Genomic DNA, 15,946 nt, shown 5'->3' with positions numbered 1-15,946 from the left:
GCCTTAGCCGTTATGACTTTTGCAAATACAGCCTCCATCAACCAATACTGGCGCACGCATCCCGCGTTATTTACCGCCATGCTGTTAGTGATTGCTCTGCTCACTAGCTATTTGATTGATCACTTTTCAGGCTCGGCCATTGCCGTACTGCTTATCCTGCAATTAGCCGTGGTCGCCGTGGCCCTGCAATGCAGCGCCAACTACGCCTATTTTGTGGCCGTGTTTGGCGCAGTGAGTTTCAATTTTTTATTTACCACGCCGCGCTATTCGTTGCAGATGTTCAACGTCGAAGACATAGTCAATCTAAGCGTGTTTTTGCTGGTCGCCCTCACTAGCAGCAAGTTAGCCGAACATTATCGCCGTCAGCAGCAGGCACTCGAACAGGCGCAGCTCAGAAATAGCATTTTGCTCTCAGTCTCCCACGATTTACGCACGCCGCTTGCGACCATTATCGGCACCTTAACCACGCTGAAGGAATACCAAGCTAAACTCAGCCCAGAGCAAAACGAGGAGCTTATTGACTCGGCCGCCGCCGAGAGTCATCGCCTGCACCAATATATCGAAAACCTCTTGCAGGCGACCAAGTTACAACATGGCGCGCTCAAATTTAGCCTAGACGAAGCCAATCTACGCGAAGTGTTACAGCGTACGATTGCCCGCTTTCAAACCGCGCAACCTAGGATCCAAATTCACAGTGAGCCAGAACTTCCGCCATTAATGATTTGCAGCTCTTTGATTGAACAGGCGATTTTTAATGTGCTCGACAATGCCCTGCGCTACTCGCCCGCAGAACTGCCTGTCACGGTAAACCTATACCGCCACCAACAGCTGCTACGCATCGATATTCAAGACTTAGGACAAGGCATAGCGCCAGCCGACGCCGAGGCCATTTTCGAGTTGTTCTATCGTCAACATCCCTCGACCGATGGCGGTGCGGGATTAGGCCTAGCGGTCGCCAAAGGCATTATTACCGCCCACAGGGGCTGCATCGGCGCCGAAACTGTCGCCCAAGGCAGCCTGATCCGCATCGCTTTACCCATAACCACGGAGGCGGCATAAATGGCTTATAAGGTATTAGTGGTGGATGATGAACCGCAAATCCATACCTTTATGCGGATCTCACTCGAAGCGGAAGGCTTTGAATACTTAAGCGCCACCAGCATAGCCACGGCGCTTAAACAATACCAAAGCCACCAGCCGCACCTTATCGTGCTCGACCTCGGCCTGCCCGATGGCGATGGTATCGAATTGCTCCATGGGCTGCGCCAGCAGGATAAAACCCCCGTGTTGGTTTTAACCGCCCGCGATCAGGAGGAAGAAAAAATCCGCCTGCTCGAGGCGGGTGCTAACGATTATCTGAGTAAGCCCTTTGGCATCAGGGAATTAATCGTGCGTATCAAGGTATTAGTCCGCGACCTTGTGGATACCTCAAGCCCCATCGATATGCTGCAATTTGGCCCGCTCACCCTACAAAAGAGCAGCCATCAATGCTGGCTCAATCAACAGGAAGTGGCGCTTACTAAAAAGGAATTTGCCCTGCTCGCCCAACTCATGTCCCACCCGGGGCAATTACTGAAACAAAGCGAACTGCTGCGCAATATTTGGGGTGAGACTCACCAAGAAGATAGCCACTACCTGCGGATTCTAGTCCGCCAACTGCGTAAAAAGCTTAACGACAGCGACGAACAACAACTGATCAAAACCGAGCCCGGCTTAGGGTATCGACTCACCGACCTCGGCCCGCCCTAGGCCAACTCGCCTCACTCTTTAGCTCAATCACAAAAGGATATGAAATGGCACATTTTACTGTCATCGGATTAGGCCGCTTCGGCGTTGCCGCGAGCCTCGAACTCATCCACTTAGGCCACACGGTTACCGGTGTCGATAGCGACCCAAAAATCGTTGAAAAATATGTAGAAAGTCTTACAGAAGCGGTGATTTGCGACTGCGCCGATGAGGCGTCGCTGCGCGAACTCGATCTGACCAACTGCGAGGCCGTGCTGGTCGCTATCGGTGAGGATATGCAGTCTAGCCTGCTGTGCACGCTGGCACTGAAAAACCTCGGCGTGCAGACGATTTGGGTCAAGGCCAGCACCAAGGCGCACCACATCATAGTGTCGAAACTCGGCGTTGCCCGCATTATTCATCCCGAGGAAGAAATGGGGATCCGCGTCGCCCAGTCGCTTAACTACCCTATGGTGAATAACTTTCTCGCCATCGGCGATGGGCTTTATATTGTTGAAATCCATATTAAAGCCCAGTTGCATCACACCACTGTTGGCCAACTGCTCGGGAGCTTGCAGGAGCACAGCGCCGATGAGCAAACCAATGTCCCACGCAATCCTAAGGGCAAGGTAGCGGCGCTGATGGTTAAGCGTGAGCACAACGTATTTAGCAAGATTGATAGCGACTTTAGCCTGCACACAGAGGATGCCCTATTCCTCTGCGGTAGCCGTGCCGAGTTAAAACAGCTCGCACCAAGGTTGGTGTAACGTGGTTCAATGGCACCCTTCTCTCACCCTAGAGCACACACCTAAAAGCGGTAAAAAACTCTTTGGCGCGCCGCCTTTTATCTTAAGTGTCAGTTTTGCTCTGCTGATCTTACTTGGCACTTGCTTGCTAAAACTGCCCGTCGCCACCGAGTCGCCCATTACTTGGCTGCAAAGCCTCTTTACCGTGACCTCAGCGGTGACGGTCACAGGGCTTGTGGTCGTCGATACTGGCAGTGTGTTCACGCCCTTTGGCCAAGTGATTATCGCGCTGTTAATTCAATGCGGCGGCCTAGGTTTGATGACCTTTGCCATAGTCACGCTAATAGCACTGGGCGGTAAGATAGGTTTCTTGCAGCAAACGGTGGCGAAAGAAGCGTTTAATCAAACCGACACCTCTACCTTAGTCTCGACCGCTAAGGCCGTGCTGATGTTTTCACTATTGGTTGAAGCCGTGGGTATGCTGATTTTATCCGTCTACTGGAGCGGCGAGCTTGGCTGGCAAACCAGCCTGTTTCATGGCTTCTTTTATACCGTTAGCGCCTTTAATAACGCGGGTTTTGCCCTAAGCCCAGATAGTTTAATCCCCTATGTGGCCGACCCAGTCGTTAACCTCACCATCACAGGTTTATTTATTGTGGGCGGCCTTGGGTTTTCGGTGTGGATTGACCTCAAGCGCAATAAACGTTGGTCGAAGCTCACCGTTTACAGCCGCATGATGATTACCGGCACCATACTGATCAATGCCGTAGCCGTGATAGCCATTTACCTGATTGAGTACAATAACCCCAACACCCTCGCCCCCTTAAGCGAACTCGGCAAATGGTTGGCCTCTTGGTTTCAAGCCGTAACCCCGCGCACCGCAGGCTTTAACACCCTGCCCATAGACCAACTCGAAGATGGTTCCACCCTATTGATTTTAGTGCTGATGTTTATCGGCGGCGGCTCCCTCAGCACCGCCAGCGGCATTAAGGTCGTGACCTTTATGGTGTTAATCCTCGCCACCTACGGCTATTTACGCCGCGATGAAGCTGTGTATGTGTTTAAGCGGGAAATCCCCAAAGATACCATTAGCAAGGCACTCGCCCTGACGATGATATCCATCGGCGTCACTTGGCTGGCAATATTCGCCCTCGTGCTTACCGAAAAAGCCCCGATAATGGATATCGCCTTCGAAGCCGTATCCGCCCTCGGCACCGTTGGGCTATCCCGTGGATTAACAGGCAATTTATCCAGTGCAGGCCAAGGCATTATCATCTTTATGATGTTTATGGGGCGCCTCGGCCCACTGATGTTGGCCTACTTCCTTGCCAACCCAAGGGTAAAAAAGCTGCGCTATGCAGAAACCAAATTAGCAATTGGCTAAGGATTGGTTGGTGGCACAACAAATTTACTGATAATCAGAGAGTTGTAATCTTGAGCCAGTGGAATGGTCGATTGGTGTGAATCCGTCTAGAACGGATGGATTCACTCGCTCATTTACGGACAAAAAGAGTGTAAAGCATGGATTTGGTAGGACTCATGAAGAGGGGCAAATTTGGAACTTAGCTCTTTAAACGCTGACTGATAGGTGAGCCATGGCATTTGCTCGACGACGCGGTGAATAGAAACCTTGGGTTTCTAAGCTTATGAACGAGAGCCATGGAAGGCGAACTGGCCGTTAAACACGGATGTTGTTCAAGTCCGTCCGAGGTGCGGACGGTCGTCTGATGTGAATGGATTCACGAATGCCGCGATGGCATGGATGCCAAAGAGCGGCCATGGTGCGGACGGTCGCCTCACTAATCACCATGGCTCACCTGTTTAGCATCGGCTGTTTTAAAGAAGATATGCGACTCGTTTATGGGACATTTTCGAGTTAAAGCCTTAACTCGAACGTGTCTGTTTTGGATAAGAATATCTATGGAGAGGGGCGAAGGTCCGAGCACAACGTAGTTGGGCTGATCGTTGATGGCCTTGTTACAAGGCATTTTTCTCTGCCTCTAATGCAATTTTTTTTAGCTCATTGTTAAAGCTAATGGCATCTTTAGCGAAATGTGCACGCCTATGGCAGTTAGGGCACAGTGCTACAACGTTTTGGGGATGATCAGGCCCGCCATCAGCAAGACGATGCACGTGATGGCACTCTAGGAATGGACCGCTATTAGTTTGAAATGGAGCGCCAGAACCACAGCCCTCACAGATACCTTTCGAACGCGCGACCACATATAACTTTAAAGCTTGAGATCGGTAATAGGCAGTTTCGCGCTTCGATTTTGTACTGGCGCCTGTTGGGCTACTGCTTAGCGCAGCCCGTCTCAGCTCTTTTAGGCTTTTATTCTTTAAGCCTTTAACGTTCTTGGGACCGTAGCTGGCCGAAGGCTCCGTAACCTGGCTGGCTGTATCAACCGAGTCTATATCTAGGTGAAATACAAAAACGTTTCTCTCATCACCTTCTCTATCGGGACGAGTTTCTTCGTGGTAACTCAAGCACTCTGCTGTGCCTATATATCGGACAAATGCTTTCTTTGTGTATTCAAACACATGAATCGTTTTATTGTTTTTAGCGTGTTCTAGAATGGCTTTGTTTCCAGAAGCCATTCTCATGTCGCCGACTTGGCCCTCACCGGTGTACCAAAAAATACCGTCGTCACGATATTCGTCCTTGTACCCGTGTTGCTCCCCTGCGTCAGACGTAAAAACAAAAACCACTGGGAAATTCTTAGGAGTTGAAATTCCACCTTGAGCCTGGCCGCCGTATGGACCATGAATTTCTGTATTTCTTTTGTATTCCTTACCTATTTCAAACACGGAACATCCTTATGCCTTGTAACGCTTTACTCAGCCGGCGCGTCAGCGGTCGGCTGCAGTTTCTTGTTATATGCCAATAGCTGCAATGCAACGACGAACAATTTCACATGCTTCGGTATTATCTTTATGCTCAATTAGTACTTGATTAAGTTCTGATAGGACTAAACCTTTTAACTCTTCAGGCACTTCACCCTCATCTTCATAAAGTAACTCATCATGATCATCAAACCCTTCATGGTCTCTCAACGACAAAGTAAAACCTTTTGATTCATCCTCGGGATCAACAAACATAAAGATGGTGCTTCCATCATCATAGCCACCACAAAAGTCGTAACCTGAAAATTTATAACCTGACATTGCGGTAAACACTCCTTGGCATATAACATTTTATTCGTGCGCATGCGCGTTTACCTCTTTGGAGCAGTGAAGCGCGCACAGTTAACTATCTGTATCAAAAGAACTTATCAGCTTTCTGCCAAATACACCATCTGCAAAAACGCGCATGCGCGTTTTTCAAACCTATTAACTAAAAGCTAGCCACTATAGTTAATTGATTTTATAGAGTTTTATTTGTTTCAGATGGAATTAGTGCGCAATGTTTTTGCCTTCAAATCATCCCCAAATACCTAAATTTAAATACGACTGTATACCCATACATTGTTAGTCTATTTCTGGTAGGGGCAAACATAGTTAGCTAGATGAGAGTTTGTATGGCTACAGGTGTAGGAACTTTCGGTTGATCTAACGAGCCGAAACAAAGAATGGGGCAAAAGCCTTTAGCCAGATGAACAGTTCAATGGTCGTTAAAATTGCCATTGTTGCAACAGTGACCGTTGGCGGCATTGCCGCTCTTTCACATCTGACCCATAGGAATATGGAAAATGCCACTATGATGTCGGGAACATCATCGGCCATGTGAACGCGGCATTTACACTTCCATGGGTAGTGTTCAAATTTCTGTGTCATTTCTTTAAGCTATACCAAAAAGAGATGATTTATGACCACACCTACTTTTGATATCAATGCTGCCATTCAAGCGCTGCGTGAAGGTAAAGACCTCACCGGCAAGGATGGCATCTTAACCCCTTTGATTAAGCAACTCACTGAAGCGGCCTTAGCCGCAGAGTTGGATGGCCATTTGGCGAGCACTGAAGGCGCTAATCGTAAAAACGGTAAAACCACTAAAACAGTTAAAAGCCCCATTGGTAACTTTGAGTTGAACACGCCCAGAGACAGAGCGGGCACCTTCGAGCCTCAATTAGTCAAAAAGCACCAAACCCAGCTTACCGATGAAATGGAGCGTAAAATCATTGGCTTATTTTCATTAGGCACCAGCTATCAAGATATTCGTGCACATATCGAAGACATGTACGGCATGTCGGTGTCCAACGGCACGGTGAACGCCATTACTGACAAGTTACTACCTGAGCTTCAGGCATGGCGGGAACGCGAGCTAGAGCCGCTTTACCCCGTCATATGGCTCGATGCGATTCACTATAAAATCAAAGAGAATGGTCGCTTTATCAGCAAGGCGGTTTACACCATTCTGGCCCTTAACGTCGAAGGCAAGAAAGAGCTATTAGGCTTATATCTGTCTGATAATGAAGGGGCTCACCATTGGTTAAGCGTACTAACCGACCTGTATAACCGTGGGGTGAAAGACATCCTCATCGCCTGTGTGGATGGCCTTAAAGGCTTTCCTGAAGCGATTGAAACCATATATCCACAGACGGAAGTACAGCTGTGCGTCATCCATCAAATTCGCAACTCAATGAAGTATGTCGCGTCCAAGCACCAAAAAGCCTTCATGGCCGATTTAAAGTGTGTTTATAAGGCTGCCACCTTGAATGCGGCCGAGATGGCACTGGATGAACTGGAGACAAAATGGGGTGATAAATACCCTGTAGTGATTAAGTCATGGCGCAACAAGTGGGCACTGCTATCGGTTTATTTCAAATACCCTGACTACGTTCGGACCGCCATCTACACCACCAATGCGGTTGAAGCCGTGCATCGCCAATTCAGAAAGTTAACTAAAACCAAAGGTGGTTTTGCTAACGAGAACAGTTTACTCAAGCTGCTTTACGCGGGTATATTGAAGGCCTCTGAGCGCTGGACTCACCCCATCCAAAATTGGAATTTGACGCTATCACAGCTCTCAATCCATTTTGAGGGGCGCTTAGAAAACCATATCGATCTGTGAAATTAACCTGACACAGAATTATGAACAGCCTCCTTCCATGTATTGCAGATGCCGCCGTCGAGCCTATAGGGATACTTCTTGTAAAATAAAAGGGCGGCGTGTCACTGGGGAAACAGTGACAATGTATACAACGCCAACTGCCTTGAATTGTTATGTGCAGAAAACAAACTTAAATTTACGTATTCCACCGCGCTAGCTGAGAATTTCCCAATATAAATTCGATCTCATTTTGCGACAGTACATTTGCATCTTCAGATTCAAGCACTTTGATATCTAAATGACATCCCATATTGGCACAAAAGAACTGTACTATTTTCAATCTAAAACTAGTGAGTTCATTTACTTCTAACTCTTTGCTTGCGCTACTTAGCAACTTGAGAGCATCAACTCTTATACGGACGTATTCTTCATCAACCCAATGTTCATCTGAGTCATGCTTAAAATTGTTATGACAAGCGATTTCTAGTTCATTTAATTTTTCTAAATATTTCTTCAAACTTTATTGTTCCCAAACAGACTAAACCGCCCTTCCTGCTGCCACACCAGACGCCCAGGCCCATTGGAAGTTAAACCCACCTAACCAACCGCTGACATCCATCACTTCGCCGATAAAAAACAGGCCGGGGACTTTTATGGCTTCCATGGTTTTGGAGGAGAGTTCATGGGTATCCACGCCACCTAGTGTCACTTCGGCGGTGCGATAACCTTCCGTGCCATTCATTAAGACTGTCCAGCGGTGCAGATCGTCGACTAACTTGGCGCGCTCTGCATGAACCAGCTGATTTAAGGCTTTGTTGAGTAAAGCTTCATCGAATAACACTTCCACCAGCCGCTTAGGTAACCACTGGCTTAAGGTATTACGCAGACTCTGTTTAGGATGTGCGGCCAGTTGTTGCTCTAAAGCCTGTGCGGCATCCATATTGGGTAATAGATTGATTTCTATGGTTTCGCCCGCTTTCCAATAGTTGGAAATCTGCAAAATAGCGGGACCAGATAAGCCTCTGTGGGTAAAGAGCAAAGCTTCGCTAAAGGCGGTGCCATCTTTGGCGGTAATACGGCTAGGGACGGCAATGCCCGACAGCGGTTCGAAGCGAATTTTATCTTCGCTGTGCCAAGTAAAAGGCACCAGACCCGCGTGAGTTGGCAACACCTTAAGCCCAAACTGCTCGGCCAATTGATAGCCGTAAGGCGTGGCGCCGAGTTTTGGCATTGATAAACCGCCGGTGGCGATCACTAAGGAGTCGCAACTTAACTCGCCATTTGAGGTGTTTAGCTCAAAGCGGCCTGCCTCGGTTTTGCTCACCGCCAGAATATCGGTGCGAAGTTTAATGCTCACGCCTGCCCACTCACATTCGGTCAGCAGCATAGTGACTATCTCTTTGGCCGAGTCATTACAGAACAGCTGGCCATGATCGCGCTCGTGGTATTCAATGCCGTGGCGCTCAACCAGTTCGATAAACTGCTGCGACGGATAACGCGCCAATGCGGATTTGACAAAGTGCGGGTTGCCACAGATAAAGTTGGCGGGTTCGACTTTAAGGTTGGTAAAGTTACAACGGCCGCCACCGCTGATAAGGATTTTACGCCCAGCCTGCTTGGCATTATCGAGTACCAGTACATCACGACCTCGGTAACCCGCTGTTGCAGCACACATTAATCCTGCGGCGCCGGCTCCGATAATAATTACATCATGATGTTTCACACTTATACTCCAGTCGATAAATTAATTTGGCTATTGCCTATCATCCCAAATAGTTCAAAGACTGGGTTACAGTATTGGTCTTTGATATTGGGGTAGATATTCCGTGTTCAGCATCCAGCCTTGATGGATACAGCCAATGCAGACTGCTGCCAGTACATTAAGGCGATAGCGATCGGACATAAATCCCCTCTTTCACCATCTGACCTCCAAGGATGGAGGAAATGCCCGCCTGATGTAGGGAACATCAAGGGCCATGGCGATCGGGGATAAATACTTCCATGTATAAAAAAGGGCGCTATTTTAGCACCCTTTATTTTATTCAGCATCATCACGACTCGCGCTTTATTGCGCTGGCGTTTCTGATTTCTTTTCTCTGCTGAGCAGTTCTTTGGCGGCATCCAAGGGCGCTTTGCCTTGGTAGAGCACTTGGTAGATTTGCTCGGTGATCGGCATTTCGACGCCCATGCGCTTCGCCAGCGTAAACACTTCTTTAGTATTGCGATAACCTTCAACCACTTGGCCGATTTCGGCCTGTGCGGTATCCACATCGCAGCCTTTACCTAAGGCTAAACCAAAGCGGCGGTTACGGGATTGGTTGTCGGTACAAGTCAACACTAGGTCGCCTAATCCAGCCATGCCCATAAAGGTGGCAGTGCTAGCGCCTAAGGCTTCGCCTAAGCGGGTTAACTCGACTAAACCACGGGTAATTAACGCCGTTCTGGCGTTGGCACCAAAGCCAATACCGTCGGACATCCCCGCGCCAATGGCGATAACGTTCTTCACCGCGCCGCCTAATTGCAGGCCGATAAAGTCGTCGTTAGCGTAAACGCGTAAACGTTTAGGGCTGTGCAGCAATTCCACTAGCTCAGCGGTAAATTTAGGACAAGTGCCCGCAACCGAAATCGCCGTAGGTAACCCCATGGCTAATTCCTTCGCAAACGTAGGTCCTGACAATACCGCCAGCGGATATTGCTCGCCTAACACATCACGGGCCACATCTTGCAGCAAACGTCCGGTTTCAGGCTCGAGTCCTTTGGTCGCCCATACGATGCGAGCATCTTGGCGTAACAAAGGTTTCGCTTGGGCCAGTACCGAGCCAAACACATGGCTAGGTACCACAACCAGCACATTATTGCTGGCCGCTAAGGCTTTGGCTAAGTCGGCTTCGATATGTAAACACTCAGGGAAGGCAATACCAGGCAAGAAAGCTTGGTTGCATTTGTCCTGAGCGAGCGTTTGCATATGGGCAGGATCGTGCCCCCACAACAAGGTCTTATGACCATTGCTGGCTAGAGAGATGGCAAGGGCGGTGCCATAAGAGCCCGCCCCTAACACCGTGATATCGGCAGAGTTTTTCATGTAATTAAGCGTTAGCTTCTTCGGCTGCTGGTGCAGCTGCTGCGGCTTGACGTTGTTGCACGTATTGTGCGAACAGAGCGTCGAAGTTTACTGGTGCTAAGTTCAGTTGTGGGAAAGTACCACGACCCACTAAGCTACCTACAGCTTCACGCGCATATGGGAATAGGATGTTAGGGCAGTATGCACCTAATGAGTGAGCCAGTTGTGGCTCAGTCAGACCTGCGATTGAGAAGATACCTGCTTGTTGTACTTCACACAGGAATGCAGTTTCGCCAGCGTTTTGTGCAGTCACAGTCAAAGACAGAACCACTTCGTATACGTCGTCGGCTAATTTAGCGCTGCGAGTGTCTAAATCTAACTTAACTTCTGGATTCCATTCTTTTTGGAATACAGCTGGGCTGTTAGGTGTTTCGAAAGAAACATCTTTAGTGTAAACACGTTGGATGTTGAATTGTGGGGCTTGTTGTTCGTTGTTTGCTACTTCAGCCATAATTTCCTACCTATCCTATCAATGTTATGCCAACACTTATCTGGTTGGCTTTTTTGTCTATTTAGCTGGGCTTATGCTTTGATGCCTGAATGAGATCTCAGTACCGTCCCAACGTTCCCTTAACGGGGTACTTTTGAAGTCAATCTAAATACTTAATTTAAGCCCTTAGTGACCACAGGATTAGTATGCCAAACAATGATGACGCCACTGCTGCACAATCAATTAACTATGCAGCACAGCGCATAACTGCCGCCGACAACTTATCTTTTGCTTTTTGAAACAGGCATATTTGCTGCCTGCCATTCACCCATACCACCTTTCAAGTTATATAGGTTTTCAAAACCTTGTTTACTTAAAAGCTGAGCCGCTTGAGACGAGGTCATGCCAGCATTGCATACCAGTATAATGGGACTGCCTTTGAACTTTTCAAGGGCTGAAACCTGATTATTTTTGATATCCGCGAGCGTAACGTTAACTGCATCAACAATATGGCCCTTCCGGAACTCGTCATTTGAACGCACATCCACGACTTTAGCGTCTTGTCTGTTCACCATAGTGGTGAGTTCTTGATGAGTGACATTTTTGATTTTAGAGAAGCTCGATTTGATCACACTGACCACAAGCATTACAAACAAACCCACCCAAGCCAGACTTAGCATAGTGTGAGCCTTAAAAAATTCGATATATTCTTGCATGGTTACAGCCCGTATAAATGGCGAAAAATTCGATAAGGGCACAGAGTATACCCATTGCCTTGGCAGATTGCAGCAGTTTAGTCACTGTTCTAGAACACAGCTCAGCCCTTGCGCCATCTCGCTTCTCTTGGCGCTCACAGAATCTGCTCAAATAGCGATTCGATGACCTTAATCTAGGTAAAGCGCTTTTTCGTACCCCGCTTACGTAGTAATATTTAACCAATTTCAGATTTCTTTAGCTTCCTTAAACTTTAAAGGTATCACCATGACGACAACTAAACGTCCAATCGCGTTGTTGATCCTCGATGGCTGGGGTTACCGTGAAAATACGCATATGAATGCGATTTACCACGCCAACACACCAGTGCTCGACCGTCTCAACGCCCAATATGCCCACGGTTTAATTTCAGGTTCAGGCTTAGATGTAGGCTTGCCCGATGGGCAGATGGGGAACTCTGAAGTAGGCCATATCAACTTAGGTTCTGGCCGAATCGTTTACCAAGAGCTGACTCGTATCAGCAAAGCCATTGCAGATCATGAGTTTGAACAAAACCCAGCCCTTTGTGATGCCGTTGATGCAGCAGTCAAAGCCGGTGGTGCAGTGCACATTATGGGTCTGCTCTCTCCCGGTGGCGTACACAGCCATGAAGAGCATATCGAAGCCATGTGCCGCATGGCAGTGGCGCGCGGTGCCACTAAAGTGTACTTGCATGCCTTCTTAGATGGTCGCGATACCCCACCTCGCAGCGCCAAAGGCAGCCTAAGCCACTTTGATGATCTGTTTACTACATTGGGCCATGGCCGTATCGCCTCAATTATTGGTCGTTACTTTGCCATGGACCGCGATAACCGCTGGGACCGCGTGTCTCAGGCTTACGAGCTGATCACCCAAGGCAAGGCGAAGTTCCAATACGATAACGCCGTGACCGCGTTAGAAGCAGCCTACAGCCGCGATGAAAACGATGAGTTTGTGTCGTCTTCTGCCATTACCGACAGTGAAGGCAAGGTTGCCAGCTTAAACGATGGCGACGCACTGATTTTTATGAACTTCCGCGCCGACCGTGCTCGTCAAATCACCCGCAGCTTTATCAATGCCGATTTCGATGGTTTTGAACGTGCAGTGACGCCAAAGGTTAACTTTGTAACGCTGACCGAATACGCAGCCGATATCAAAGCACCTATCGCTTATCCTTCTGAAAACCTCGTGAACACCTTAGGTGAAGTGCTGCAAAACCGTGGCCGTACTCAGTTACGTATCTCCGAAACTGAAAAATACGCCCATGTGACCTTCTTCTTCAACGGCGGTAAGGAAGCGCCTTTCAACGGTGAAGATCGCATCCTGATCAACTCACCTAAAGTGGCAACCTACGACTTACAACCCGAGATGAGCTCAACCGAGCTGACGGATAAGTTAGTCGCAGCGATTGAATCCGCTCAATACGATGTGATTATCTGTAACTACCCGAACGGTGATATGGTGGGTCATACTGGCAACTTCGATGCGGCGGTTAAAGCCTGCGAAGCTGTCGATGCCTGTATCGGCCGCGTAGTCGATGCGCTGGCGAAAGTGGGCGGCGAATGTATTATTACCGCCGACCACGGCAACGCCGAGCAGATGACCGACGAAACCACTGGCCAAGCCCATACGGCGCATACCAGTGAACTCGTGCCCTTTGTGTTTGTTGGCCGTGACGCCACCATAGATGAAGGCGGTAAACTGAGCGATGTCGCCCCAACGATTCTGCACCTAATGGGTGAAACCATTCCAGCAGAGATGACGGGTAAGCCCTTAATCCACGTAAAAGAGTAGTTGTTACCTAGTGAGCACTCGACTCCCCGTTAAAGCCAGCATTATTGCTGGCTTTATGATGTTATCTTTCTCGGTCTACGCTTCTGATTTGGAGAAGCGTCAGTCCGAGTTGAAATCCATCCAAGCGCAAATCAACCAACAACAAAGTGCGCTCAAAAACACCAGTAAACAGCGGGAAAAGTTACTCGCTCTGCTACGTAGTGACGAAGAGGCGATTGCGGCGGCAGCCAAAAAGGTCAATAGCACCAAAAACAGTTTGGCGCAGATTGATACTAAGCTCGCCGAACTCAAACAACGCCAGGAAGAGTTAGAAACCCTCAAGGTCAGCCAGCAAAAAACGCTCTCAAAACAACTCTCGAGCGCCTATCTTGCCGGTAACCACGATTACACTAAGATGATGCTGAATCAGCAGAGTCCCGCCACGATTGAGCGGATGTTGGCCTATTACCAATACCTCAACAAGGCACGCATGAACTCGATTAACGAGTTAAAAAAGACCATCACCGAACTAGATGAAATTAAAGTCTCGCAAACCAGCAAGCAAAAACAATTAACTAAGCTGATGGCCGAGCAACAAGTGCAATCAAAGCGCTTGAACCAAGAACAAGATCAACGCCAGCTCACCCTAAAAGAATTACAGCGCACCCTGAATACCAAGGGCGCCGAACTCGAACAACTGCAAATTGAAGAAGCCAGCTTAAAACGAGTGGTTGAGCAAGCGCTTAAGGCGATGCGTGATAACCCCTCGATGGAAGGCTTCGATAAACAAGGCGGAAAACTCAAGTGGCCGACTAAAGGTCGCGTCAGTGCCAGCTTTGGCAGCCCAAGATCCGGCCAAGTGGTGTGGAAAGGCACTATGCTCTCAGCACCCGAAGGACAAAATATTCGCGCGGTTTCCGGCGGTAAAGTCATCTATGCCGACTGGCTTAAAGGCTTTGGTATGGTGATGGTGATAGACCATGGTAAAGGTTATATGAGCCTCTACGGCCATGCTCAAGCCCTGTTAAAAAGCCCTGGGGACATGGTCAAAACCGGTGAAGCAATTGCTTTAGTCGGACGTTCGGGTGGACAGACAGAGCCTGGCCTATACTTTGAAATAAGGTATAAGGGGCAAGCGGTCGATCCAGCCAAGTACTGCCGTTAATCAGTACTGTCGCTAAGGTGGCCGTCCCCATCATCACAGGGGACGGCTATGAAACAACTAATCCGCAATATCGTCTGCCTTGGACTCGGCCTAAGCCTAGGTCTGTCCATTAGCCTCTCCAGCCAAGAGAATGCCAAGTCATATCAAAGTGACTTCGACTACCCGCTATTGCAGGATGTATTAGAAACAGTCGAAACCTATTACGTTAAAACCGTTTCCAAAGATGAGCTGGTGCAAGCCGCCATTAAAGGGATTTTTGAGCATTTAGATCCCTATTCCAGCTTTTTAAATCACCAAGAGTTACTCGACTTAAAAGACTCAAATCGCGGCGAATACTTCGGCTTTGGCTTTGAGGTCGCCAGCGATAAAGACCATATCAGCATTATCGCGCCCTTTGCCAATTCCCCCGCCGAACAGGCAGGTATCCAAGCGGGCGATATCATTATCAAGCTGAATAACACCCCAACCACCGAAACCAATCTTGCGGATATCCTCAATCAAATCAAACAACATAGCCTCAGCAATCAAAGTATTCGCCTGACGCTTAAACACCGTAATGATGCCGTGGAATTTGAGGTATCCCTTAAGCCCAGCACCATTACGATTCAATCTGTCGCCAGCAAATTACTGGATGGTAATATCGGCTACGTTAGGCTCAGTAGCTTTCAAGAGAACTCCACCGAAGACATGGTGCGCAGTTTAAGCCAGTGGCAAAACGCGCATCTTACGGGCTTGATATTAGATTTACGTAATAATCCCGGCGGCTTGCTGGATCAGGCAATCAAAATCGCTGATCTGTTTTTAGCGAAGGGCCGAATCGTCTCAACCTCTGGCCGCTTCTTCGATGCCAACTCCGACTATTACGCCTCACCGCAAACCATGCTGACCAATGTGCCTATGTTAGTGCTGATCAACAAAGGCTCGGCCTCCGCCTCCGAAGTCCTCGCAGCCGCCCTGCAGGAAAATGGCCGCGCCAAACTGCTCGGTGAAACTAGCTTTGGCAAAGGCACAGTGCAAAGCCTGATCCCCATACTGAACGACGGCAATGCCATCAAGCTCACCATCGCCCAGTACAACACGCCCCGAGGGGAAAACATTCACGATATCGGCATAGTGCCCGACATTAAAGTTGCAACCGAAACTGGCTCCAATCAAAAGAATATGGCTATAATCGACGCCATCTCAGCACGAACCGATGTCAGCCAAGACAGCCTAGTCACCTCGGCAATCGCTTGGATGCAACATCATGACTAATAAGAAGAAA

General features: G+C 48.6%; 16 protein-coding genes. 9 read left to right on the top strand and 7 right to left on the bottom strand.

Features of this window, described 5'->3' with window-relative positions:
• The first annotated feature begins 12 nt into the window (after nucleotides 1–12).
• Genes CF168_RS00345 through CF168_RS00330 form a run of 4 tightly spaced genes read left to right on the top strand, consistent with a single transcriptional unit; the run spans nucleotide 13 to nucleotide 3,855 of the window.
• The gene (locus CF168_RS00345; RefSeq protein ID WP_089066621.1) at nucleotides 13–1,059 is read left to right on the top strand and encodes a sensor histidine kinase; all 1,047 of its coding nucleotides are present in this window, start codon (nucleotides 13–15) and stop codon (nucleotides 1,057–1,059) included.
• Nucleotides 1,060–1,749 carry a response regulator transcription factor gene (locus CF168_RS00340; protein WP_089066620.1) on the top strand — a complete coding sequence of 230 codons (690 nt, stop codon included), beginning with the start codon at nucleotides 1,060–1,062 and terminating at the stop codon, nucleotides 1,747–1,749.
• A gap of 44 nt (nucleotides 1,750–1,793) precedes the next feature.
• A complete protein-coding gene (locus CF168_RS00335) occupies nucleotides 1,794–2,492 on the top strand; it encodes a potassium channel family protein (protein WP_089066619.1) in 699 nt (232 codons plus the stop codon).
• 1 nt (nucleotide 2,493) lies between these two features.
• On the top strand, nucleotides 2,494–3,855 hold the full coding sequence (locus tag CF168_RS00330; protein ID WP_089066618.1) for a TrkH family potassium uptake protein: 1,362 nt from the start codon (nucleotides 2,494–2,496) through the stop codon (nucleotides 3,853–3,855).
• A gap of 593 nt (nucleotides 3,856–4,448) precedes the next feature.
• Here the strand turns inward: CF168_RS00330 and CF168_RS00320 are convergent.
• Nucleotides 4,449–5,279 carry an HNH endonuclease gene (locus CF168_RS00320; protein WP_089066616.1) on the bottom strand — a complete coding sequence of 277 codons (831 nt, stop codon included), beginning with the start codon at nucleotides 5,277–5,279 and terminating at the stop codon, nucleotides 4,449–4,451.
• A gap of 66 nt (nucleotides 5,280–5,345) precedes the next feature.
• Nucleotides 5,346–5,636, bottom strand: coding sequence for a hypothetical protein (locus CF168_RS00315; RefSeq protein WP_089066615.1), 291 nt, complete (start codon nucleotides 5,634–5,636; stop codon nucleotides 5,346–5,348).
• Nucleotides 5,637–6,075: 439 nt separating this feature from the next.
• Between CF168_RS00315 and CF168_RS22605 the strand changes: the two genes are divergently transcribed.
• Nucleotides 6,076–6,198 (top strand): hypothetical protein, encoded by a 123-nt coding sequence (locus tag CF168_RS22605; RefSeq protein WP_276207226.1) that lies wholly within the window; start codon nucleotides 6,076–6,078, stop codon nucleotides 6,196–6,198.
• A gap of 78 nt (nucleotides 6,199–6,276) precedes the next feature.
• A complete protein-coding gene (locus CF168_RS00310; RefSeq protein ID WP_089066614.1) occupies nucleotides 6,277–7,482 on the top strand; it encodes an IS256-like element ISSod5 family transposase in 1,206 nt (401 codons plus the stop codon).
• A gap of 175 nt (nucleotides 7,483–7,657) precedes the next feature.
• Here CF168_RS00310 and CF168_RS00305 read toward each other — a convergent pair whose 3' ends face one another.
• The 5 genes from CF168_RS00305 to CF168_RS00285 all read right to left on the bottom strand — a co-directional run bounded on the left by CF168_RS00305 (nucleotide 7,658) and on the right by CF168_RS00285 (nucleotide 11,728).
• A complete protein-coding gene (locus CF168_RS00305; RefSeq protein ID WP_089066613.1) occupies nucleotides 7,658–7,978 on the bottom strand; it encodes a hypothetical protein in 321 nt (106 codons plus the stop codon).
• 21 nt (nucleotides 7,979–7,999) lie between these two features.
• Nucleotides 8,000–9,184, bottom strand: coding sequence for an NAD(P)/FAD-dependent oxidoreductase (locus CF168_RS00300; RefSeq protein ID WP_086904787.1), 1,185 nt, complete (start codon nucleotides 9,182–9,184; stop codon nucleotides 8,000–8,002).
• A 342-nt stretch (nucleotides 9,185–9,526) separates the two neighbouring features.
• A complete protein-coding gene (gene gpsA, locus CF168_RS00295) occupies nucleotides 9,527–10,543 on the bottom strand; it encodes an NAD(P)H-dependent glycerol-3-phosphate dehydrogenase (RefSeq protein ID WP_011620883.1) in 1,017 nt (338 codons plus the stop codon).
• 4 nt (nucleotides 10,544–10,547) lie between these two features.
• Nucleotides 10,548–11,033: a protein-export chaperone SecB gene (gene secB / locus CF168_RS00290; protein WP_011620882.1), complete on the bottom strand. Its 486-nt coding sequence runs from the start codon at nucleotides 11,031–11,033 to the stop codon at nucleotides 10,548–10,550.
• Between the two features lie 260 nt (nucleotides 11,034–11,293).
• Nucleotides 11,294–11,728 carry a rhodanese-like domain-containing protein gene (locus CF168_RS00285; protein ID WP_011620881.1) on the bottom strand — a complete coding sequence of 145 codons (435 nt, stop codon included), beginning with the start codon at nucleotides 11,726–11,728 and terminating at the stop codon, nucleotides 11,294–11,296.
• Between the two features lie 265 nt (nucleotides 11,729–11,993).
• Between CF168_RS00285 and gpmM the strand changes: the two genes are divergently transcribed.
• From gpmM to CF168_RS00270, 3 genes are read left to right on the top strand one after another with little or no spacing between them, the layout of a single operon-like run.
• Nucleotides 11,994–13,538 (top strand): 2,3-bisphosphoglycerate-independent phosphoglycerate mutase, encoded by a 1,545-nt coding sequence (gene gpmM / locus CF168_RS00280; RefSeq protein WP_086904786.1) that lies wholly within the window; start codon nucleotides 11,994–11,996, stop codon nucleotides 13,536–13,538.
• A gap of 10 nt (nucleotides 13,539–13,548) precedes the next feature.
• Entirely contained in the window at nucleotides 13,549–14,682 is a 1,134-nt protein-coding gene (locus CF168_RS00275) for a murein hydrolase activator EnvC family protein (protein ID WP_011624692.1), read from the top strand.
• Nucleotides 14,683–14,730: 48 nt separating this feature from the next.
• The gene (locus CF168_RS00270) at nucleotides 14,731–15,936 is read left to right on the top strand and encodes a S41 family peptidase (protein ID WP_089066612.1); all 1,206 of its coding nucleotides are present in this window, start codon (nucleotides 14,731–14,733) and stop codon (nucleotides 15,934–15,936) included.
• Nucleotides 15,937–15,946: the final 10 nt, after the last annotated feature.

It is taken from the genome of Shewanella bicestrii (genome assembly GCF_002216875.1).
GTDB classification, from domain to species: Bacteria; Pseudomonadota; Gammaproteobacteria; order Enterobacterales; family Shewanellaceae; genus Shewanella; species Shewanella seohaensis.
The sequence above is the reverse complement of the archived record's forward strand: the minus strand, read 5'-3'. Positions and strand labels throughout refer to the sequence as shown.

Coding starts and splice junctions, on each gene's coding strand:
- CF168_RS00345 (WP_089066621.1), top strand. CDS start 13: ATGACTTTTGCAAATACAGCCTCCATCAACCAATACTGGCGCACGCAT.
- CF168_RS00340 (WP_089066620.1), top strand. CDS start 1,060: ATGGCTTATAAGGTATTAGTGGTGGATGATGAACCGCAAATCCATACC.
- CF168_RS00335 (WP_089066619.1), top strand. CDS start 1,794: ATGGCACATTTTACTGTCATCGGATTAGGCCGCTTCGGCGTTGCCGCG.
- CF168_RS00315 (WP_089066615.1), bottom strand. CDS start 5,636: ATGTCAGGTTATAAATTTTCAGGTTACGACTTTTGTGGTGGCTATGAT.
- CF168_RS22605 (WP_276207226.1), top strand. CDS start 6,076: ATGGTCGTTAAAATTGCCATTGTTGCAACAGTGACCGTTGGCGGCATT.
- CF168_RS00310 (WP_089066614.1), top strand. CDS start 6,277: ATGACCACACCTACTTTTGATATCAATGCTGCCATTCAAGCGCTGCGT.
- gpsA (WP_011620883.1), bottom strand. CDS start 10,543: ATGAAAAACTCTGCCGATATCACGGTGTTAGGGGCGGGCTCTTATGGC.
- secB (WP_011620882.1), bottom strand. CDS start 11,033: ATGGCTGAAGTAGCAAACAACGAACAACAAGCCCCACAATTCAACATC.
- CF168_RS00285 (WP_011620881.1), bottom strand. CDS start 11,728: ATGCAAGAATATATCGAATTTTTTAAGGCTCACACTATGCTAAGTCTG.
- gpmM (WP_086904786.1), top strand. CDS start 11,994: ATGACGACAACTAAACGTCCAATCGCGTTGTTGATCCTCGATGGCTGG.
- CF168_RS00270 (WP_089066612.1), top strand. CDS start 14,731: ATGAAACAACTAATCCGCAATATCGTCTGCCTTGGACTCGGCCTAAGC.